At 66.8% G+C, this 21,230-nt stretch carries 16 protein-coding genes and 1 tRNA gene; 10 read left to right on the forward strand and 7 right to left on the reverse strand.

Translation table 11 applies throughout. The features are described from left to right. Positions 1–125: 125 nt before the first annotated feature. Positions 126–202: transfer RNA gene (locus AC1MEM_RS19135), tRNA-Arg, on the forward strand. 115 nt (positions 203–317) lie between these two features. Here AC1MEM_RS19135 and AC1MEM_RS19140 read toward each other — a convergent pair. Further along, complete coding sequence (locus AC1MEM_RS19140; protein WP_499473177.1) at positions 318–2,222, reverse strand: sensor histidine kinase, YfiR-like protein-associated; 1,905 nt, start codon at positions 2,220–2,222, stop codon at positions 318–320. Further along, a complete protein-coding gene (locus AC1MEM_RS19145) occupies positions 2,222–2,866 on the reverse strand; it encodes a TOL_0243 family YfiR-like periplasmic protein (RefSeq protein WP_499473179.1) in 645 nt (214 codons plus the stop codon). The genes AC1MEM_RS19140 and AC1MEM_RS19145 overlap by 1 nt, the downstream gene beginning before the upstream one ends. A 518-nt stretch (positions 2,867–3,384) precedes the next feature. On the opposite strand from AC1MEM_RS19145, the gene AC1MEM_RS19150 reads away from it, so the two are divergent. From AC1MEM_RS19150 to AC1MEM_RS19165, 4 genes are all read left to right on the forward strand, one after another. After that, on the forward strand, positions 3,385–4,008 hold the full coding sequence (locus tag AC1MEM_RS19150; protein ID WP_499473181.1) for a 2-hydroxychromene-2-carboxylate isomerase: 624 nt from the start codon (positions 3,385–3,387) through the stop codon (positions 4,006–4,008). 89 nt (positions 4,009–4,097) lie between these two features. Next, a complete protein-coding gene (locus AC1MEM_RS19155; protein ID WP_499473183.1) occupies positions 4,098–4,922 on the forward strand; it encodes a response regulator in 825 nt (274 codons plus the stop codon). A gap of 218 nt (positions 4,923–5,140) precedes the next feature. Continuing rightward, complete coding sequence (locus AC1MEM_RS19160; RefSeq protein ID WP_499473185.1) at positions 5,141–8,161, forward strand: PAS domain-containing hybrid sensor histidine kinase/response regulator; 3,021 nt, start codon at positions 5,141–5,143, stop codon at positions 8,159–8,161. A gap of 132 nt (positions 8,162–8,293) precedes the next feature. Further along, the gene (locus tag AC1MEM_RS19165; protein WP_499473187.1) at positions 8,294–9,286 is read left to right on the forward strand and encodes a response regulator; all 993 of its coding nucleotides are present in this window, start codon (positions 8,294–8,296) and stop codon (positions 9,284–9,286) included. A gap of 346 nt (positions 9,287–9,632) precedes the next feature. Here AC1MEM_RS19165 and AC1MEM_RS19170 read toward each other — a convergent pair whose 3' ends face one another. Beyond that, a complete protein-coding gene (locus AC1MEM_RS19170; protein WP_499473189.1) occupies positions 9,633–10,085 on the reverse strand; it encodes a hypothetical protein in 453 nt (150 codons plus the stop codon). A gap of 261 nt (positions 10,086–10,346) precedes the next feature. Between AC1MEM_RS19170 and AC1MEM_RS19175 the strand changes: the two genes are divergently transcribed. Further along, positions 10,347–11,975 carry a response regulator gene (locus AC1MEM_RS19175; RefSeq protein ID WP_499473191.1) on the forward strand — a complete coding sequence of 543 codons (1,629 nt, stop codon included), beginning with the start codon at positions 10,347–10,349 and terminating at the stop codon, positions 11,973–11,975. Positions 11,976–12,050: 75 nt separating this feature from the next. Here AC1MEM_RS19175 and AC1MEM_RS19180 read toward each other — a convergent pair whose 3' ends face one another. Continuing rightward, positions 12,051–12,515, reverse strand: a complete 465-nt coding sequence (locus tag AC1MEM_RS19180; protein WP_499473193.1) for a hemerythrin domain-containing protein — start codon at positions 12,513–12,515, stop codon at positions 12,051–12,053. Between the two features lie 174 nt (positions 12,516–12,689). Here AC1MEM_RS19180 and AC1MEM_RS19185 point away from each other — a divergent pair, with 174 nt between their 5' ends. Beyond that, positions 12,690–13,409, forward strand: coding sequence for a sensor histidine kinase (locus tag AC1MEM_RS19185; RefSeq protein WP_499473195.1), 720 nt, complete (start codon positions 12,690–12,692; stop codon positions 13,407–13,409). Between the two features lie 172 nt (positions 13,410–13,581). On the opposite strand, the gene AC1MEM_RS19190 is transcribed toward AC1MEM_RS19185, so the two are convergent. Together AC1MEM_RS19190 and AC1MEM_RS19195 are read right to left on the reverse strand one after the other, a co-directional pair. Beyond that, positions 13,582–14,886, reverse strand: a complete 1,305-nt coding sequence (locus AC1MEM_RS19190) for an NAD(P)/FAD-dependent oxidoreductase (RefSeq protein WP_499473197.1) — start codon at positions 14,884–14,886, stop codon at positions 13,582–13,584. A 102-nt stretch (positions 14,887–14,988) separates the two neighbouring features. Beyond that, on the reverse strand, positions 14,989–15,507 hold the full coding sequence (locus AC1MEM_RS19195; protein WP_499473199.1) for a hypothetical protein: 519 nt from the start codon (positions 15,505–15,507) through the stop codon (positions 14,989–14,991). 196 nt (positions 15,508–15,703) lie between these two features. On the opposite strand from AC1MEM_RS19195, the gene AC1MEM_RS19200 reads away from it, so the two are divergent. Both AC1MEM_RS19200 and AC1MEM_RS19205 read left to right on the forward strand, forming a co-directional pair. Then, the gene (locus tag AC1MEM_RS19200) at positions 15,704–15,832 is read left to right on the forward strand and encodes a hypothetical protein (protein ID WP_499473201.1); all 129 of its coding nucleotides are present in this window, start codon (positions 15,704–15,706) and stop codon (positions 15,830–15,832) included. Between the two features lie 132 nt (positions 15,833–15,964). Then, the gene (locus AC1MEM_RS19205) at positions 15,965–17,212 is read left to right on the forward strand and encodes a DEAD/DEAH box helicase (protein WP_499473203.1); all 1,248 of its coding nucleotides are present in this window, start codon (positions 15,965–15,967) and stop codon (positions 17,210–17,212) included. A 234-nt stretch (positions 17,213–17,446) separates the two neighbouring features. Here AC1MEM_RS19205 and AC1MEM_RS19210 read toward each other — a convergent pair whose 3' ends face one another. Next, entirely contained in the window at positions 17,447–20,137 is a 2,691-nt protein-coding gene (locus tag AC1MEM_RS19210; RefSeq protein WP_499473205.1) for a bifunctional acetate--CoA ligase family protein/GNAT family N-acetyltransferase, read from the reverse strand. Positions 20,138–20,221: 84 nt separating this feature from the next. Between AC1MEM_RS19210 and AC1MEM_RS19215 the strand changes: the two genes are divergently transcribed. After that, complete coding sequence (locus tag AC1MEM_RS19215; RefSeq protein ID WP_499473207.1) at positions 20,222–21,190, forward strand: cation diffusion facilitator family transporter; 969 nt, start codon at positions 20,222–20,224, stop codon at positions 21,188–21,190. Positions 21,191–21,230 lie beyond the last annotated feature (40 nt).

Below are 21,230 nucleotides of genomic sequence, written 5' to 3' on the forward strand. Positions count from 1 at the left end.
CGTGGGCGGCGCACCGGCATCGGGCACGCACCTTCCGGGGCCGAGCCGCCTACCCTACGCCTGTTTGCCGGCGCTGGCAGGGCACTTCCCTTTTTGGCCATGCCCCGCTATAATGCGTGCTTCGGGCGGCTGTAGCTCAGCTGGATAGAGTACTTGGCTACGAACCAAGGGGTCGTGGGTTCGATTCCTGCCAGCCGCACCACTAGTTTCAAAGAAAATGGCTCAGAAGCGATTCTGAGCCATTTTTCTTTTCCGCCTCACATTTCCGCCGGCGCCCCGCAGGGCCGGCAGCCAAGCTGCCCTGCCCTGCCACCGCCTCAGGTACGCAGCTTCTTGATGATGGTGCGGTTGCCCAGGATTTCCTCGATCTGCTCGAAGCGCACCGGCTTCACCATGTGATGGTCGAAGCCGGCCTCGAAGGCGAGCTGGCGGTCCTTTTCCTGGCCCCAGCCGGTGACGGCGATCAGCACCGTCATCGGGCCGCAGCTGAGCTTGCGGATGCCGCGCGCCAGGTCGTAGCCCGACATCTGCGGCAGGCCGATATCCAGGAAGGCATAGTCCGGGCAGAAGCGCGCCGCGGCTGCCAGCGCGTCCGGGCCGTTGTGGGTAATCACGACGCTGTGCCCCATCGCGGTCAGCAGGGCGCCGATGCTGTTGACGAAGTCGACGTTGTCGTCCGCCAGCAGGATGCGGTAGGTCTCGGTGCTGATGAAGGCGGCCGGGGTCGGCTTGGTCGGCAGTTCCGGCTCGACCACGATCGGCAGGCGCACGGTAAACCGGCTGCCGCGCCCCAGGCCTTCGCTGGAAGCGGCGATCGTGCCGCCATGCAGCTCGACCAGTTTGCGCGCCAGCGACAGGCCCACGCCCAGGCCTGCATTCGTGCGCTCGAGGGTCGAATCGACCTGCACGAACATCTCGAATACCGAGTCCAGCATGTCCGGCGCCAGGCCGATGCCGGTGTCGCTCACGTCCAGCACCAGGGTCTTGTCTTCCACATGGGCGGACAGGGTGACGCGTCCGCCGCGGTTGGTGTACTTGGCGGCGTTGTTGAGCAGGTTCGACAGGATCTGCGCCAGGCGCGTGGCGTCGCCGTGCAGGAACACGGGACGGTCCGGCAAGTCGATCGCCAGCTCATGGCCGTGCAGCTCGATGTAGGAGCGCACCACTTCCATGGCGTCGTTGACGACCGCCTTCAGTTCGACGCGGCCCATCTTGATCGCGAACTTGCCGGTATTGATGCGCGAGACGTCCAGCAAATCGTCCACCAGGCGCACCATCTGGCGCAGCTGGCGTTCCATGATGTCGGTCGCGCGCTGGGTCGCCTGGGCGTCGCCGCTGCGGATGCGCAGGATGTCGAGGCCGGTGCGGATCGGCGCCAGCGGATTGCGCAGTTCGTGCGCCAGGGTCGCCAGGAATTCGTCCTTGCGCCGGTCGGCCACGATCAGCGCTTCTTCGGCCTTCTGGCGCACGTCCATTTCGTGCTCGAGGGTGCGGTTGGCCGTCTGCAGGGCGTCGGCGCGGCGGCCGATCTCGGCCAGCATGTCGTTGAAGGCTTCGACCAGCACGCCGATCTCGCCGCTGTTATTGCCCGGCACGCGCAGCGTGAAGTCGCGCTGCTGCATCACCTGGCGCGCGACGTTGGTCACCGCTTCCAGGGGCCGGGTAATGGCCGCCTGCAGGCGCGAGGCAACGAGGGCCGCGATCACCAGCGCGCCGAGCATCACGCCGCCGAGGATCGCGCCATAGTTCAGCAGGCGGTCGAGCAGGCCATAGCGCGAGCGCAGGTAGACCGTGCCCACCGCCTCGCCGTTCTCGACAATGTTGTGCCAGACCTCGAGCTCGCCGTGTTCGATGCGGTAGCCCGCCGGCTGCGGGCGCGGCGGCAGCGCCTGCTCGGTGCCGGCCTTGGCATAGGTGGCGAAGCGGGCGCCGGTATTGGCATACAGCGCGCCGGCCAGGATTTGCGGACGCGCGCGCAGCACGGCCAGCTGCTGCTGGGCGGTCGCGGCATCGTTGAAGGACAGGGCCGGCGCGGTGACGCTGGCCATGATGTCGGCTTGCGTGGTCAGGTCGTCGACCCAGTAGCGCTGGAAGGTGCGCAGGTCGAGCAGGAGCATGGCGATCGAGGCCGACAGCAATGCCGCCAGCGTCGTGAAGACCGCCATCTTGATCAGTTTGCTGCGGACGGAACCGCCGTCGTGGGAAGCCTGGCGGGATTGCATCAGCTGGTTCCCTTTACCACGCGGTTGGCGACCGTAAGCAGGCGCGAACTGAGTTTCACGTTATTCCTCTCTGCCGAGTCGAGCGAGACGTCGAACCGCACCCGCTCCTCGATAATCCTGAAATTGATGACGCTGCCGTATTGCAGGCCGGAGTCGCACTCGGTGACCGGCAGCAGGGCCGCCGGGCTTGCCGACAATGCGGCGCGCAGGATGCGCGCCGTGTGCGCGCTGTCGCTGCCGGCGACGAACAGCAGGTGGACCTGGGCCGGATCGCCTTCGCGCAGCGTGCGCACGACGATTTGCCGTCCGCGTACCTGGCGCCCGGCCACGACGCGCGCCAGCTCGGCCGCCATCTCGTCGGAGCCGACCACGCCGATCGTCACCGGCGACGCGGCGTCGGCAAACGCCGACGCCGGAAAATCGGCATAGCCGAGAAACTTGTACAGGAAGGCGGCTTTCACGCGGCGCTCGAGCGCCTGGCTCGATTCGCTTTCCGCATGGGCCGGCGCCGGCACCGCGGCGGCGCCGGCCAACAGGGCCGCCGCCCAGGCCAGCGACCAGCCGGCCAGGCGGCCGACGGCCAGCCGGCGCATGCGCGCGGAGGACGACAGCTGCGGGGTAGGCGGAAAGCGGTGTCGAATCATTGGCCGGGGTTAAGTTTGCAGGTCGCGCTCATGGGTGAAGCGCTCGAACGCCTGGCGCACACCCGGTTCGCCAGGTTCGGCATGCCCATCCTAACCGGGCAATGCCGCCGAGGGCCTCGCGGCCCGCCACGCGCGCCGCCTGCCACGGGCATCGAGCTCATGACATCGCGGCGCGGGCAATCGGGCCAGTGCGGGCATGCGATGTTCGGCGTGCCGGTATTGCAAGGCGCTGAATTGTTTCGTGACATATGCGATGTTAAAACATTTTCTCCAATGCACCAAGCGAGTGCGATCTTCCGTGCACATATGCACCAGCCATATGCAACATCAATGACGGTCATTAGAAATCTAAATTGGTCATCGGTATTGCATCGCAGCATAATTCTTCCTGTCTCCTCTATCTCCTCCTCGGAAATAGATTCAGCCCGCTCCAACCGAGCGGGCTTTTTTTTGCCCGCGCAAACGAACTTGCTTTGTTATCATTGTTTAGCCACGAAGAGAGCAAGGGAGAGACTGCGATGACACAGCGTGAAGCGGCCCCTGCGGCCATCGAGTTCTGGTTCGAGTTCGGCAGCAACTACAGTTACCTCTCCGCGATGCGCATCGAGGACCTGGCGCGCGCCGCCGGCGTCGCCGTGCTCTGGCGCCCTTTCCTGCTCGGTCCGGTGTTCCGCGAACTCGGCTGGAGCACCTCCCCTTTCGTATTGCAAGCCGCCAAGGGCCGCTACATGTGGCGCGACATGGAGCGCGAAGCGGCAAAATATGGCCTGCCCTGGCGCCGCCCGAGCGCGTTCCCGCGCACTGCCCTGCTGCCCATGCGCGTCGCCACCCTCGGTGCGCAGGAAGATTGGATGGGCGAGTTCGTCAGGAACGTGATGCAACAGAACTGGGTCGAGGACCGCGAGATCGACGATGCGGCGGCCGTGCGTGAGGCCTTGACCGGCCTGGTGCCGGATCCGGATGCCCTGCTGGCCGCCGCCCTCGCGCCCGACAACAAGCTGCGCCTGCGAGCACGGACCGAGCTCGGGTCGGCGCGCGGCATCTTCGGGGCGCCGACCTTCTTCGTCGGCGAAGAGATGTTTTGGGGCAACGATCGGCTGGAAGACGCCATCGCCTGTGCGAAGGGCCGCAGCCTCGCATGACGGCGCCCTGTACACCTGCGCGCCGACGACCGGCAATCATTTAGTGTACGATTCGGCCATGTTTTTGAATACACAACAGGCCGTTTCCCATGTCCGCTTCCGGTAATTCCGCCCGCACCGCCTCGTCCTACGACTGGAGCGCCAGCGCGCTCGGCCATCCCACCCGCTGGCCGCAGCCGCTGCGCCTGGCCGCCGACCTGATGTTCAACACGCCGCTGCCGATGTTGCTGGCCTGGGGCGAGCAGCCGGTCGTGCTGTGCAACGAGGCCTATGGCCTGCTGGCCGGCGCCGGATTCAGCCGCGTGCCGGGCGGTTCCGTTCCCGCCGTGCTGCCGCCACCGTTCGCGGCGGCCGGCGACGCGCTGGCGCGTGCGCAGCGCGGCGAAGCGGCCTGCGTCCCGGCGGCCAGCGTCAATTTCGGCGGCGGCGGCGAGCGCTTCGACCTGTATTTCACGCCGATCGGCGCTTCGAATGGTGGCGCCGGCGGCGTACTCTGCGCCCTGGGCGCGGCCACGCAGGCGCAGCCGCCGGCGGCCGAGGAACCGGGCACCCTCAGCATCCTGGTGGTCGAAGACAACCTCGATTCCCAGTACCTGGTGTGCGAGATGCTCAAGGCCTTTGGCTACGAGGCCGATGGCGTTGCCCATCCGGACGATGCGTTGACGCACCTGGCCGCGCGCCACTATCACGTGCTGTTTACCGATGTCAGCCTGCCCGGCATGTCCGGCGTCGACCTGGCGCGCCAGTCCCTGACGCGCTACCCGCACCTGAAAGTGATCTTCGCCTCGGGTTATGGCGACATGCTGCTGCGCCATCTCGACTTCCCCTACCAGTCGCTGCAAAAGCCGTATGAGCTCGACCAGCTGCAGGACGCGCTCGGACAAGTGGCGAGCCAGCTGCGGGCGGGCGCCTGAGTGCCGCTCACGCGTGTGCAGCGAAACGGCGCGGCCGGGCTAGAATGGCCTGGTGCGGCGCGCAGGCGCGCCTGCGCGCATACCGCAACTGCCCCCATTTGCATCCAGCCAAACGTCCAGTCTTCCATGATCCCTCTTGAGCCACGCCATTGCCGTTTCCGTTCCCGTGCCGCCGGCGCGGCGCCGGCACGCGGCCGGACGCAGCCCGGAGGCCCCGCGTGAGCGAAAACCGCGACGACCTCGAAACGATGCGTGCGGCGGCGCTGCGCAGCGCGAGCAAGGTGCTGGACGCGCGCCGCCAGGCCGAAGCCGAGCTGACGGCCGCCAAGGAAGCCCTGCGCCAGGCAAATGCCCGCATGGAAAACATGCTGGAAAGCCTGACCGACGCCTTCTGCGCGGTCGACTTCGACTGGCGCATCACCTATGTCAATGGCCGCGCCCTGCAACTGCTGGCACCCCTGAACAAGACGCGCGAAGGCTTGCTGGGAAAACGCCTGTGGGACGAGTTCGAGGAACTCACAGGCAGCAACCTGGCCGCCGAACTGGAGCGTGCGATGAGCTCGCGCCAGACCGGCAGCCGCGAATTCTTCTATCCGCGCCTTGCCGTCTGGATCGAGGCGCGTATGTACCCCTCGCCCGACGGGCTGACCCTGTACTTCCATGACGTCACCCGGCGCCGCGCCGACCAGCAGGCCCTGATGGACGGCAACAGCCGGCTGCAGGTCGCGCTTGCCGCCGGGCGCCTGGGCGACTGGCGCTGGGACGCCGCCGGCGACCGCATCAGCCTGGGCACGCGCGCCGCCGAGATCCTGGGCCTGGCGCCGGATGTGCCGCATGCCTGGCTCGACGTGCGTGCGCGCATCGACGAGCCCGACCGCGAGCGCGTGCGGCGCGAAGTGCTGCATGCGTTTTCGACGCATACCGACCTGAACATCGAATGCCGGCTGCTGCCCGATGGCGGCCAGGCGCGCTGGATCGCCCTGGTCGGGCGTGCCGACTACGCCAATCCGGCCCTGCGCGACAGCGTCACCGGCATGACCGGCGTGATGCAGGACGTTTCCTCGCGCAAGAACGCCGAGGACAGCCTGCGCCAGAGCGAGGAAGTGCTGCGCACGCTGGCCAACACGATTCCGCAACTGGCCTGGATGGCGCGCGCCGACGGCGCGATCGTCTGGTTCAACGAGCGCTGGTACGAGTACAGCGGCACCACGCCCGACAGCGCTACCGGCTGGGGCTGGCAAGACACGGTCGAGCCGGACGCCCTGCCCGCCATGCTGGAACACTGGCACGCCTCGATTCGCAGCGGCGAACCCTTCGAGATGGAATTCCCGATCCGCGGCGCCGACGGCCAGTACCGCTGGTTCCTGACCCGGGTGAACGCGGTACGCGACCGCAACGGCCAGGTCGTGCGCTGGTTCGGCACGAATACCGACGTCGACCAGGTCAAGCGCGTCGAGCAGGCCCTGCGCGAAGAATCGAAAGTGCTGGAACTGCTCAACAGCACCGGCGGCGCGCTGGCCTCCACGCGCGACCTGCGTTCGCTGCTGCAAGTGGCGACCGACGCCGCGAGCGGCATCGCCGGCGCGCGCTTCGGCGCCTTCTTCTATCACGGCAAGGAAAGCGAAGGGCCCAGGTTCTCGCTGTACACAGTGACCGGCGGCACCGCCAACGAATTCCAGAGCTTCGGCGAGCCCCAGGCCAGCACCCTGTTCGGGCCGAGTTTCCGCGGCTCCGGCGTCGTTCGTTCCAGCGACATCCTCGACGATCCGCGCTACGGCCCTACCCCGACGCAATTCAGCCTGCTGTCGGGCCAGCCGACGGTGCGCAGCTACCTCGCGGTGCCGGTCACGGCCGGTTCGGGCGAAGTATTGGGAACCATGTTCTTCGGGCATCCGGAGCCGGGTGTGTTCACCGAGCGCACCGAACGCATCGTGCGCGGCATCGCCGCCCAGGCGGCAGTGGCGCTCGACAATACGCGCCTCTACGAAGCGGCCCAGCAGGCGGCCGAGGAGCGCAAGGTTTTGCTGGAAAGCGAGCGCGAGGCGCGTGCCGAAGCCGAACGCTCGAGCCAGATGAAGGACGAATTCCTCGCCACCCTGTCGCACGAGCTGCGTACCCCGCTCTCGGCCATCCTCGGCTGGGCCCAGGTGCTGCGCCGCGGCGGCAAGGACGAAAACGATCTGCAGCGCGGCCTGCAGACGATCGAGCGCAACGCGCGCGCCCAGGCCCAGCTGATCGAAGACCTGCTCGACATGAGCCGCATCACTTCGGGCAAGGTATTGCTCGACATGCAGACGCTCAATCCGCAAGGCTTCCTTGACGCCGCCATCGAAACCGTGCGCCCGGCGGCCGACGCCAAGAACATCCGGATCGAGAAACGCTACGAGCCCGACGCCGGCATGATCGCCGGCGACCCGGCGCGCCTGCAGCAGGTGGTGTGGAATTTGCTGTCGAACGCGATCAAGTTCACCCCGCGCGATGGCCTGGTGACGGTCGAACTCGGCCGGCGCGACGGCTCGGTGGTGGTGACCGTGCGCGACACGGGTTCGGGCATCCGCCCCGAATTCATCACCCACGTGTTCGAGCGCTTCCGCCAGGCCGACGCCTCGATGACGCGCCGCCACGGCGGCCTCGGCCTGGGTCTCGCCATCGTCAAGCACCTGATCGAGCAGCACGGCGGCACCGTGCGCGCGGACAGCCAGGGCGAAGGGCTCGGCGCGAGCTTCTCGTTCGAACTGCCGGTGGCCCAGGCGGCCGCACGGCCGGCCCGCCGCAACCCCCTGATTATCGGCACCCAGGGCAACCCGCCGCCGGCCGCGCCCGACCTGACGGCGCGCGACCTGACCGGCGTGTCGGTGCTCGTTGTCGACGATGACCGCGACGCGCGCGAACTGATCGCGCGCATCCTGACCGACTGCAACGCCAGGGTGCGCATCGCCGCCAGCGCGCGCGAAGCCTTCGCCGCCCTGCAGGCCGACATGCCCAACCTCCTGATCAGCGACCTCGGCATGCCCGAAGTCGATGGTTTCGAGTTATTGTCGTGGGTACGCGCCCTGCCGCGCGACCGCGGCGGGCTGCTGCCGGCCGTCGCCCTGACCGCGTTTGCCCGTTCCGAAGACCGTTTGCGGGCACTGGAAGCGGGCTTCAGCTCGCACATTTCAAAGCCGGTCGAACCGAGCGAATTGATCGAGGCGGTCGCTTCGCTGGTGCGCATGACGGCGGCCAGAAAGCGCACTTGAAGTTCCTACTATCGGACGCGGCGCTGTCCTACAAGAAATTCTTTGGCCTGAGTTAGACTACGTGGAGTGGGAAAGTTGGATTTCTGCAGTGAAATGAGTTTCCTTCCAGTACCTATTTCGACGAGAACAAGCATGCCGAGCAGACAAGAAATTTTGAACGCCAAGATCCTGGTCGTGGACGATTCCCCGGACAATATCGAATTGATGGAAGAGATATTGCGCGAGGAGGGCTACGCCAACGTCAGCTCGACCATGGAGCCGGAGCAGGTCTGTCCGCTGCATCGCGAGCATAACTACGACCTCATTCTGCTCGACCTGCAAATGCCAGGCCTGAACGGTTTCCAAGTGATGAAAAGCCTGAAGGAAATCGAAAAAGGCGGCTACCTGCCGGTACTGGCCCTGACCGCCCAGCCGAGTTTCAAGATCGCCGCCCTGGAAGCGGGCGCGCGCGACTTCATCAGCAAACCCTTCGACCTGCTGGAAGTGCACAAGCGCATCCACAACATGCTCGAAGTACGCCTGCTCTATAAAGAGCTGGCCCAGTACAGCCGCGCCCAGCAGGAACTCGCCCTGCACGACGCCCTCACCGGCCTGCCGAACCGGCGCCTGCTGGAAGACCGTATCGAAACCGCCCTGCAGCACGCGAACCGCAGCCATGCCAAGGCCGCGATCATGTACCTGGACCTGGACGGCTTCAAGGCGATCAACGATACCTACGGCCACGCCTATGGCGACGAGATCCTGAAAATGGTCTCGCAGCGCCTGCTGTCCACCTCGCGCAAGGAAGACACGGTCGCGCGCCTGGGCGGCGATGAATTCATGGTCGTGCTGGGCGACATCCACAACCTGGCCGATGCGCAAGGTCCGGCCGCCAAGCTGGTCGAGGCGCTGTGCGAGCCCTTCTTCATCAACGACCTGACGCTGCGCCTGTCGACGTCGATCGGCATCAGCATCTATCCGGACGACGCCGAATCGGTCGACGCCCTGATCAGCATCGCCGACTACGCCCTGTACGAAGCCAAGCGCGCCGGCAAGAACCGCTACTGCTCGACCGGCAGCGCGCCGAAGATGGCGGTCAAGACGCCAAGCAAGCAAGCCGTACCCGAGCTGGTCCCGCACCGGTAACATGGTGGACGGGCGTTCGCGCCCGGTCAAATCCTTTGAATCATTGCGATCCGTAGGGTGGACTCCCGAGTCCACGCGTTACGGCGCCCGATCAGTGCCACACTTGCGCGGACACGCTCCGCTCCCGACGCGCTCTTTTTTCGCGACGCAACAGCCACGGCCTCCGGTCGCTGTCCGGTACGCATGCGTACGGCCGTGGACTCAGGAGTCCACCCTACGTTTACCGCATCGCAATCGACAACGGCAGCCGCCACCGCGCAAACGACAACGGCGCCTGCCTACACTACTGCGGGCAGGCGCCGTTCCTTGTTGAAGCGCCCTGCTTCGGCGCCCCACAGTCAGAGCATCAAGCCGACCCGATATCCTTGGCCTCGGTTTCCTTCGTTCCCACGCAGGTCTGGCCGGTGGCCTCCTTGTTATGGACGGCGATCGCCGACGCGTTCTGGTGGTCGCGCGAGGCCTCGACCTTTTCCGGCGCGACTTCGATGCGCGTAATGCCGGAGTCGACCGAGATCGGGTCGCTCGCCGGGAAGGTCATCTCGACCGCGTCGTCGAGCAGGGTTTCCTTTGCCGTTTCCGAGGCCGACGGATGCTCGGCGCTCGCCATCATTTCGATCGCGACGGCGTGGGCGACGATCTTGAGCTGGGCCAGCTCGCGGATCGTCTTCACATTGAACGCATCCTGCAGCGCCTTTGCCTCGTTCTCGCCAATGCCGCACAGGGCCGTCAGCGGCGCATCCACCAGTTCTCGCAGCGATTTGCCGTGAAACTGCTCGGTAACAATCGTGTTGATATTCATTTTTGTCCTCTCAAGTAAGCAGCCTGTCCCTCGACCTCATACGGTCGAGGGGACGCGCTTCCACTATCGCACGACGCCTCCTTTTGGTATGTGCGCTGGCGAACACGCAACACTGCGCACGATTGCGTTAAAACACCAGAAATTGCCGTGCTATCATTCGTGCGCCTGAATTGTGTCTTTACTTTGGAAAACACAAACGCTCTGCTATCCTTTCAATCCCGCAGGATTCTGGCCCACTACGACGAACGCAGCAGGAACGACGTGCCAACTACCGACAAACCAAAGATTCTGGTCGTTAATGACGATGCCGCCAGCCTGCTGGCCCTCTCCAGCCTGCTGGACCAATGGGCCGTGGAAACCGGCTATACCGTCATGTCCGCGCGTTCCGGCCAGGAAGCGCTGCGCCAGGTGCTGCTGCACGATTTCGCCGTCATCATCCTCGACGTCAACATGCCCGGCATGGACGGCTTCGAGACGGCCGAGGCGATCCACCAGCGCGCCCGCTCCGCCGATATCCCGATCATCTTCGTGACCGCCTTCCTGGCCGACGAGATCGACCGCCTGAAGGCTTACCAGCGCGGCGCGGCCGACTTCCTGTTCACGCCGGTGATCCCGCAGATCCTGCACGCCAAGGTCTCGGTCTTCGTGGCCCTGGCCAACAAGAACGAGCAGCTGCGGCGCCAGACCGAGAAGCTGTCGCAGCGCACGCTCGAACTGACCGGCACCAACGAACGCCTGATGCGCGAGATCGAGGACCGCCAGGCGGCCGAGGCCAAGAGCCATGCCAAGGACGAGTTCCTGGCCATGCTCGGGCACGAGCTGCGCAATCCCCTCTCGGCCATTTCCAGCGCCGCCGCCCTGATCGACATGCCGGGCGCGCACGCCGAAATGGCGTCCAGGGCCCGCCAGATCATCCAGCGCCAGACCCAGCACCTGTCGCGCATCGTCGACGACCTGCTCGACCTGTCGCGCGCGATGTCGGGCAAGATCCTGCTGGCCCGGAAACCCGTGGACATGGCCAGCCTGGTCGGCGCCTGCCTCGACACCTTCCGCGCCACCGGCCGCACCGGCGGCTACCGCATCAATGTCGACCTGGCGCCGAACTGGGTCGACGGCGACGCCACCCGCCTGGAACAGATCGCGACCAACCTGATCGACAATGCCCTGAAGTACACCCCGGCCGGCGGCACGATCGACATCACGCTCGGCCTCGATGCCGATGAAGTGCTGCTGACTGTGCGCGACACCGGCGTCGGCATCTCCGCCGAGCTGCTGCCGCATGTATTCGACGTCTTCGTGCAGGGTTCGATCAGCCTCGACCGCGCACAAGGCGGCCTGGGTATCGGGTTGTCGCTGGTGCGCCGCCTGGTCGAGCTGCATGGCGGCAGCGTCAGCGCCACCAGCGGCGGGGCGAGCGAAGGCAGCGCCTTCACCATCCGCCTGCCGCGCGCGCAGGCCCCCGCGGCCGAGGCGACGCCGCACGCGGCGCCATCGGCTGAGGCATGCGGCAAACCGGCGGTGCTGCTGATCGAAGACAACGAGGACGGCCGCGAAATGATGGCGACCATGCTCGACGTGTATGGCTATCCGGTGCTGCAGTCGGCCGACGGCCTGGACGGCGTGGCCCTGGCCACCGCCCACCTGCCGAAGGTGGCCCTGGTCGACATCGGCCTGCCCGGCATCGACGGCTACGAAGTGGCGCGCCGCCTGCGTTCCAATCCGGCAACGGGCGCCATGCGCCTGATCGCCCTCACCGGCTACGGCCTGGCCGAAGACCAGCGCCGCGTGCTGGAAGCGGGTTTCGACATGCACCTGGTCAAGCCGGTGGATATTGCCCAGCTGCTCGGCGCGCTGGGCGAACCGGCGCCGCTGCCGACGTCTACGAGCTAAGTGCCATCAATAAAAAAAACCGCACAGTTCGCTGTGCGGTTTTTTTATTGGCGGCTGCCTGGCCGGCGGTGCGGCTTACTGCGCCGCTTCGATTTCTTGCTGGCGTGACTTCATTTCCTGGCCCAGCGCCTGCATGTCCAGCTTCAGTTCCTTCGTCTTCGGGAACATTTCCTCTTCTTCTTCCTTGACGTGGTGCTCGACCAGCTCGCCCAGCACCTTGACCTTGGCGTCGTACAGGTCGTCGCCCGGGTCCATTTCCATGATCTGGGCGATCAGGTCCTTGGCCGAAGCGTGCTCGACCACGGCCTCGTCGACCATGTCTTCGGTCTCTTCGCTCGCTTCGCGGGTGGCCGGGTAGAAGATCTCTTCCTCGATCGTCGTGTGCATGATCAGCGCATTGCAGATCTCGTCGGCCAGCTTCTTCTTGCTGACCTTGGCGCGGTCGGTCATGTTTTCGAAGCGATCGAACATCTCCCTGACCTCGCGGTGTTGCTGGGTCAGCAGTTCGACGGCGTCAATCGATCCATTGGTTTTAGGCATGGGAGCTCCCTGAAGGTTTGTTTATTTAATAAGTGATCCAGGCCTCCAGCATCGTCCGAAATGGCGCGCCGTACTGTACGGCAGCGCACGCAGGCGCGGACGCCAATGCGCCAGTGTGCGCACTTCCTGTATGAAGCTGTTGTATGATTTGGGAAACATTCAACCGAGCCCACGATGACCGCACCGGACCCGCAACACCCAGACCCGGACCTGGAACGGCTGGTTGCCGAACGCACCGCCGCACTGACCGAGCTCGTCGCCCACCTGATGAGCTGCTGGGACGACGAGCGGCGCCTGCTCGCGCGCAAACTCCACGACAGCCTGGGCTCCTCGATGACGGCGCTGACGATGCACCTGGGCCTGCTCGCGAAGGGCTTGAGCGACCCCAAGGCGGTCGAGCGTGCGGGCCAGATGAAGAGCCTGCTGGGCGGCATCATCGAGACCAACCGCAAGGTGCAGCTGTCTCTCTGGAACGACAAGCTGGAATTTTTGGGCATCAAGGCGGCGCTGTCCGAGCTGGTGGCGGAATTTTCGCAGGAGCACGGCATCACGGCCAGGGTCAGCCTGCCCGACGACGACGACGCCTATCCGCGTGCGCAGGGCGTCGCGCTGCTGCGCTGCGCCGAGGAAGGGCTGCGCAATGCGCTGCACCACGGGCGCGCCGCTACGGTCGACGTGATCCTCGACGACGATGGCGAGCAGCTGATGCTGACCGTGCGCGACGATGGCGTGGGGCGGGCGCAGCCGCCGGGTCCCGAATCCTTGCGTTGCCATGGACTGCGCCTGCTGCGCGAACGGGCGCGGGCGCTGGGCGGGAGTGTGACGCTGGCGGGGGTGGAAGGCGGCGGGGCGGCGTTGACCATGATTTTGCCGAGGCAGCATCAGGGGGAGTGAGCATCGCGGGCGTTTGGGTGTTTTACGGCACGTAAAACGCGTGGGCATGCCCGGGAATCCGTCATTGATGGCATTGGCATCAATGACCCCGTACGGTACTTTACTGCCGCGGACGCTGCGCACCGTAGGGTGGGCATGCCCACGCGTTTACTTGCCCCGGCACACCCTACCGTTAATGCAACTTCACGAGCGGCGTCGTCCTGCGAATCAGGAAGCGCGCGATCGCCAGCACCCCGGTCCGCATCGCGCCCAGCACGGCCTGGTGGTGCATCAGGTGCAGGCTGGTGTACATCATGCGCCCGATCATGCCTTCGACGAACCAGCTGGCGCCGCTCAGGGAACCCATCAAACTGCCGACGCTGGTCGTCTTGCCGAGCGAAACCAGCGAGCCGTAGTCGCGATACAGATACGGCTTCTCGTCCACCGGCTTGCCGGCCGCGACGCGCACGAATCGTTTGCGCAGGTAGTCGGCCTGCTGGTGCGCGGCCTGCGCCCGCGGCGGCACCGGTTTGCCGGAAGCGTCGATGCAGGCGGCGCAGTCGCCCAGCGCATACACGCCGGGCACACCCTGCACGCGCAACTGTCCGTCGACCTCGATCTGCCCGCCCTTGTTGACGGGCAGGCCGAGCGTGCCCAGGAATTCAGGCGCGCGGATGCCGGCGGCCCAGACGCACAGGCTGGCCGGGTACACATGGCCATCGGCGTCGACGACCCGCTCCGCTTCGATGTTCGTGACGCGGCAATTGTTCACCACGCGGATGCCGCGCTCGTCGAGCAGCTTCAGGGCCGCGTTCGAGACCCGTTCCGGCAGCGGCGCGAGGATGCGCGGCGCGCCTTCGAGCAGGGTGATGCGCACGTCGCGCTTGACCTGCAGGCGCGAGAAACCGTAGGTGGCGTACACGCCCGAGGCTTCGCGCAGTTCGGCCGCCAGTTCGACGCCGGTCGCGCCGCCGCCGATGATGACGATGTCGAGCGCCGCATCGGCATCATTGCGTTCCTCGCGTGCCTGCTCGGCGACCGCCATCAGGCGCAGCAGGCGCAGGCGGAAGCGCTCGGCGTCCTCGGTGGCATTCAGGGAAATCGTGTGTTCGCGCGCGCCGGGCACGCCGAAATAATTCGACGTGCTGCCGACCGCGATGACGAGCGAGCCGTAATCGATGCGGCGCTCGGGCAGGACGTCTTCGCCATCAAGCGCGCGCACCGCGCCGACGGTGATCCGCCGCGCCCCGTGGTCGAGCGCGGTCATGGGACCGTAGATGAAGGTGAAACCGTTATCGTGGGCCAGCATCTGGTAAGAGAGGCCCTCCTGGTGGATATCGAGCGTGCCGGCGGCCACCTCGTGCAGCGAGGGCTTCCAGATATGGTACAGCCTCGTGTCGACCAGCAGGACCTTCGCCGGCCCGAGCTTGCGTCCCAGTTTGCAGGCCAGTTCCAGTCCGCCCGCTCCTCCACCTACGATCACGATTTCGCTTTGCAAGCCATCCTCCGTTGGTTGCGCCGCCGGCCCGGCCGGCTATTGGCTACATGGCAAGTGTACACCCGGAGGAAAAACGCGGCGCGGCCGTGACCGCGCCGCACATCAATGGCCGTGACCGTGGCCGTTTCCGTGGCCGTTGCCGTGCTTGTCGTGGCCGCCGCCGTGGCCGTGGCCGTGGCGATCGTCGCGATCGTCGCGGTCGTGGCGGTCGCGGCGCTCCTCGTAACGCACTTCGCGCACTTCGCGTACTTCACGCACGTCGCGATAGCCATGGTGACGCGCGCGGTAGTGCGGCACATAGGTATTCGTGTACCAGTCGTCGCGCACGAACATCACCGGACGGCCGCAGGCGTCGTAGCGGCCGCAATAGCGCGACCAGTGCTGGCGGTGGCCGGGCGGCACGCGCAGGTAGACCGGCTCGCTGCGCACATGGCGCACTTCGCGCACGATCACCGGCTGCTGCGCATACACGACCGGACGCGCACCGAAGTCGCCGAGGTCGACGCGGCCATAGAAGCCGGGCTGGCCGACGCTGATGCTGACGTTGGTCTGCGCGAAAGCAGGGAGGGCGGCAGCGGCCAGTGCGGCGCCGAGAAACAGGGAACGGAGCGGGGATGTCATGGTGATCCTTTCATTGCGATGTTGTGCGGACTTTAACAGGTTCTCTCGGAAATCTTTGTTCGTTGCAACACACCTTTACAATTTCATTGCCAATGTCATCTGCGCCTTTCTACGCGGAACGGCACGGCGCCGGGCACGAAATGGCGCGCGCTTTGATGCCGAACCTCGCTATCATGGAGGCGAAGGAGGAATCGCCATGCCATCGCGTGCCCTGCGCTACGGCGCCGTCGCTCTTGCCTGCCTGCTCGCCGCCGCCTGCAAGGGGCCCCGGGACCCGGTCAAGCCGATCGCGTCGACGCCCATCGTCTGCTTCATCGATTACTAGCCGGCGCCGGACTTTTCCGGCCGCCGTGCGGATGGGCCTGCGCTGCCCGCGCGCCGACGCGCGCATCGAAATGTCCACCCTCCGGCGCCGTGCAAGGTAAACTGTCGGCTGTTCATTTGCCCCAAGGTTGACATGTCGTTTTCCTCGCTCGGTTTGATCGACCAGATCACGCGCACCCTCGCCACACTCGGCTACACCACGCCGACCCCGGTCCAGTCGCAGGCGATTCCCGCCGTGCTGGCCGGGCGCGACGTCATGGCCGCCGCCCAGACCGGCACCGGCAAGACGGCCGGTTTCGCCCTGCCCTTGCTGCAGCGCCTGGCGATGGAAGGCGGCCAGGCTGCGCCCAACTCGGCGCGGGCCCTGGTGCTGGTGCCCACGCGCGAGCTGGCCGAACAGGTGCACTCGAGCTTCAAGTCCTACGGCGCCGGCCTGCCGCTGCGCACGATGGTGGCCTATGGCGGCGTCAGCATCAACCCGCAGATGATGCGCCTGCGCAAAGGCGTCGACCTGCTGGTGGCGACGCCGGGCCGCCTGCTCGACCTGCAGCGCCAGAACGCCCTGAAGCTGAACGGCGTGACGATGCTGGTGCTGGACGAAGCGGACCGCATGCTCGACCTCGGCTTTTCGCGCGAGCTCGACCAGGTGTTCGCCGCCCTGCCGACAGCGCGCCAGACCCTGCTGTTCTCGGCCACCTTCTCCGACCCGATCCGCGCGCTTGCCGCCAAGCTGCTGAACGATCCGCTCAGCATCGAGACCGCGCCGCGCAACACGACGGTCAAGGCGATCAAGCAGTGGGCGGTACCGGTCGACAAGAAGCGCAAACCCGAGCTGTTCCTGCACCTGTTGAAGAAGCACGCCTGGGGCCAGGTGCTGGCCTTCGTCAAGACGCGGCGTGGGGTCGACGAACTGGTGGAGCTGCTCGCGGCCAAACGCATCAACGCCGATTCGATCCACGGCGACAAGCCGCAACCGGCGCGCCTGCGGGCGCTGGAGCGCTTCAAGGCCGGCGAAGTGGATATCCTGGTCGCGACCGACGTCGCCGCGCGCGGGCTGGACATCGACGACCTGCCGGTGGTGGTGAATGTCGATTTGCCGATCGTGGCCGAAGACTATGTCCACCGTACCGGCCGCACCGGCCGCGCCGGGGCCAGCGGCGAAGCGGTCTCGCTGGTCTGCGCCGACGAAGTAGCCCAGCTGGCGGCGATCGAGCAACTGACCGGGCAGAGCCTGGAACGCGTCGAGGAACCGGGCTTCGCGCCGGATCACCGGGTGCCGGAGACGAATGCCAGCGGGCAGGTGGTCAAGAAACCGAAGAAGCCCAAGAAGCCGAAGGGCGACGCGAAAGTCGTCACAGAGGACGTCCGCTTCCGGCGATGATTGCGTCTGCCGTAGGGTGGTCGGCTCCACCGCACGGGCTGAACAGACGCAGCGCTCGCGCCGCCCACGCGTTCAACGCACGTGTGCACGGCGCGAGGTTTCGGGAGCTGGCTGAACGCGTGGGCGGCGCGGGCGTTGCCGATGATCGAGCCGCCGGGTGGAGCCGACCACCCTACGGGCACGCGGCCGTTTTGAAATAATCTTTCATCTCGCGCGGCACCTTGAAATATTATTTCACAAGGTCAGCCGAAACTTCCTCACCCCCTCCTCCCCCGCCGGGAACACTTCGAAGCCCAGCTTCTTCACCAGCCCGATAATCCGGTTATTCTGTGGCAGCGCCTCGCCGACGATCTCGCGCGTGCCGCGCACGCGGCAGTAGTCGATCAGCTTCTGCATCAAAATCCTGCCCAGCCCCTGCCCTTTCAAATCCGAGCGCACCGTCACCGCGAATTCGGCGCTCACATTGTCCGGGTCCGCCACCACGCGCCCGACGGCGAGGGTCTCCGCCACGCCATCGGGCCCCGGCCGGGTCGCGATGAAGGCCATCTCGCGGTCGTAGTCGATCTGCGTGAAGCGCGCCAGTTGCGAGGGCTGCAGCTCGCGGATGCGCACGAACATCCGGTAGCGCACGTCGTCCGGCGTGAGCGCGTCGAAAAAGCGCAAATGGGCCGGGCCATCCTCGGGCCGCACCGGCCGCAGCAGCAGCGGCGCGCCGCCGAAGTCGATCGTCTGTTCCAGCTCGCGCGGATAGGGCCGGATCGCCAGCCGGTCGAGCGTGCTGCCGGAACGGTCGGCCAGGGCCAGGCGCATGCGCGCATCGAGCACGATCGCGCCCTTCGCATCCACCAGCAGCGGATTGATGTCGAGCTCGACGATTTCCGGGATGTCGCAGACCAGCCGCGACACCTGCACCAGCGCGGCGACGATGGCGTCCATGTCGGCCGGCGGGCGGTTGCGGTAGCCGGCCAGCAGCCGCGAAACACGCGTGCGCCCGATCATCTCGCGCGCCAGCACGGCGTTCAAGGGCGGCAGCGCCACCGCGTGGTCGTCCGCCACCTGCACCGCGATGCCGCCCTGGCCGAACAAAATCACCGGCCCGAACACGGGGTCGGTCGCCGCGCCCAGGATCAGTTCATGCCCTTCCGGGCGGCGCGCCATCGCCTGCACCGAGAAGCCCTCGAAGCGCGCGTCGGGGCGCATTTCGGCCAGGCGCTTGCGCACCCGCCGGGCCGCGGCGCGCACCGCCTGTTCGGAGTCGAGGTCGAGCGCCACGCCGCCGACGTCCGACTTGTGCATCACGTCCGGCGACAGGATTTTGACGGCCACCGGAAAGCCGATGCTGCGCGCGGCCGCGACCGCGTCGTCGACGCTGGCAGCAGCGCGGGTCTCGACCAGGGACATGCCGTAGGCGCGCAGGATGGCCTTGGTCTCGGGGTCGGACAGCAGGTAGCGCCCGCCGGCGAGGGCTTCGCGCACCAGCGCCCGCGCCGCGCCGCGCTCGAAGGCCGGGATGCTCGAGACCGACGGCGGCACCTGCATCAGCAGGCTCTGGTTCTGGCGGTAGTGCACGATCTGCAGGAAGCCGGCAACCGCGTCTTCGGGCGTGTCGAAGGTCGGCATGCCGGCGCTGGAGGCGATCTCGCGCGCCGACGCGACCGAATCGCCGCCGAGCCAGCACGCGAGCACGTTGCGCGAGGCGCCCCTGGCCAGCGGCGCGATCGCGCGCGCGACGTCGGCGCTGTCGACGGTGGCGGTCGGTGCGTGCACCACCAGCACCGCATCGGTGTTCGGGTCTTGCAGCAGGATCTCGAGCGCCCGGCGGTAGCCTTCGGGCTCGGCGGCGCCGTGCAGCTTGAGCGGATTGGCGAGCGCGGTTCGCTGCGGCAGAAGGGAGGGCAACATCGCGGCAAGGCGCTCGACCGTCTCCGGCGCCAGCGTGGCCGCGCTGCCGCCGCCGCAGACCAGCGCATCGAAAGCCAGCACGCCGGGCCCGGCGCCGTTCGAGACGATCGCCAGCCGCTCGCCGTGCAGCGGCCTGGCGTGGGCCAGGGTCTCGACCGCCGCGAACAGCTGCTCGGTGGTGAACACGCGCAGCATGCCGGCACGGCGGATCGCGGCGTCGAACACCTCGTCCATGCTCGCCAGCGCCCCGCTCTCGCTGGCGGCTGCGCGCAGGGTGCCGCCGGCGCGTCCGGCTTTCAGCACCAGGGTTGGCTTGCTGCGCGCCGCGGCGCGCGCGGCCGACATGAACTTGCGCGCATAGCGCAGGTGCTCCACGTACAGCAGGATCGAGCCCGTCGCGCCATCGCTGGCGAGGTAGTCGAGCACGTCGCCCAAATCGACGTCGCTCGAGTCGCCGAGCGCGATGAAATGCGAAAAGCCGATGCCGCGCGAACGGGCCCAGTCCAGCACCCCGGTCATCAGCGCGCCGGACTGCGAGACGAAGGCGATGCGCCCGGGCAGCGCGCCGCTGTGCGCGACGCTCGCGTTCAGGCCGATGCCCGGCGCCAGCAGGCCGGCGCTGTCGGGCCCGAGGATGCGCAGCAAGTAGGGGTTGGCCGCGTCCAGCATGACCTGCTTCAGGGAGCGGCCGCGTTCGTCGCGCGCGTCCGCCAGCCCGGCGCTGAGCACGATGGCCGCGCGCGTGCCCTTTTCGCCGAGCTGGCGGATGATGGCCGGCACCGTCGCCGGCGGCGTGCAGACGACCGCCAGGTCGGGCGCGGCGGCCAGCTCGGCCACGCGGGCAACGGTCGGCAGGCCTTCCAGCTCGGTGTATTTCGGATTGACTGGATGGATCGTGCCGCGAAAGCCGCCCGCCACCAGGTTGCGCAAGAGCGTTGCGCCCAGGCTGCCGGGGCGGTTCGAGGCGCCGATCAGGGCCACCGAGCGCGGCGCGAACAGCTTGCCGAGGTTACGGACGCTCATGGCCCGGGGCTGCGCGCTCAGGCGTGCCCGGTAAAAACGGCGAATTCGCTAGACTGGACCGCAAGCTGACCTCCCTCTCCCGATATGACCAAGAATAACGACACGAATAACGACACGCATAACGACACGCCGCCCGCCACCGACAGCCGCAAGGTGATCTATGCCGCCATCGTCGCCAACCTCGGCATCGCCGCCGCCAAATTCGTCGTCGCCGCGCTCACCGGCAGCGCGGCGATGCTGGCCGAAGGCATCCACTCGGCCGTCGACACCGGCAACGAATTGCTGCTGCTCGTCGGCGAAAAAATCAGCGCCCGCAAACCGGACGCGCGCCATCCCTTCGGCTACGGCAAGGCCGTCTATTTCTGGGCGCTGATCGTCGCCCTCTCCGTGTTTTCGCTGGGCGGCGGGCTGTCGATCTACCACGGCGTCCAGAGCATGCAGGCGCCGGAACCGCTCACCGACCCGTTCTGGAACTACGTCGTGCTGGGCGTGGCCTTCATCTTCGAAGGATACAGCTGGAACGTTTCGCGCCGCGCACTGAACGATAAACGGCGTCCTGGGGCCTCGCTCTGGCAGACGATGAAAGCCAGCAAGGACGCCTCGACCTTCACGGTCTTCATCGAGGACTCGGCGGCGCTGATCGGGATCGTGATCGCGGCGGGCGGCATCTTCCTTGGGCACCTGCTGGAGAATCCGTCCATCGACCCGGCGGCCTCCATCGTGATCGGCCTGCTGCTGATCGGCGCAGCCTTTACCCTGGCGCGCGAGACGGGCGCCCTGCTGCTGGGAGAAGGCGTCGGCGTGGAGCAGACCGGGAAACTGAAGGAACTGTTTCGCGCCGACCCGGCCATCGAAACGGTCGGGCAGCTGATGACGATGCAGCTGGGGCCGGACGACGTCCTGCTGACGGCGGCCGTGCGCTTCAAGCGCGGCATGCGCATCGACGAGGTCGACCTCGCGATCGCGCGCCTGGAACGCGCCGTCGCCGAATTCGATCCCACGATCACGCGGGTTTATTTCGAAGCGGCGGCCCTGCGCTCGGCGCTGCGGTAGCGGCGGGCAGATCAGCCACAACATTTGATAGCAATCAGCA

The sequence above is a fragment of the Telluria sp. AIW5 genome (assembly GCF_056680575.1).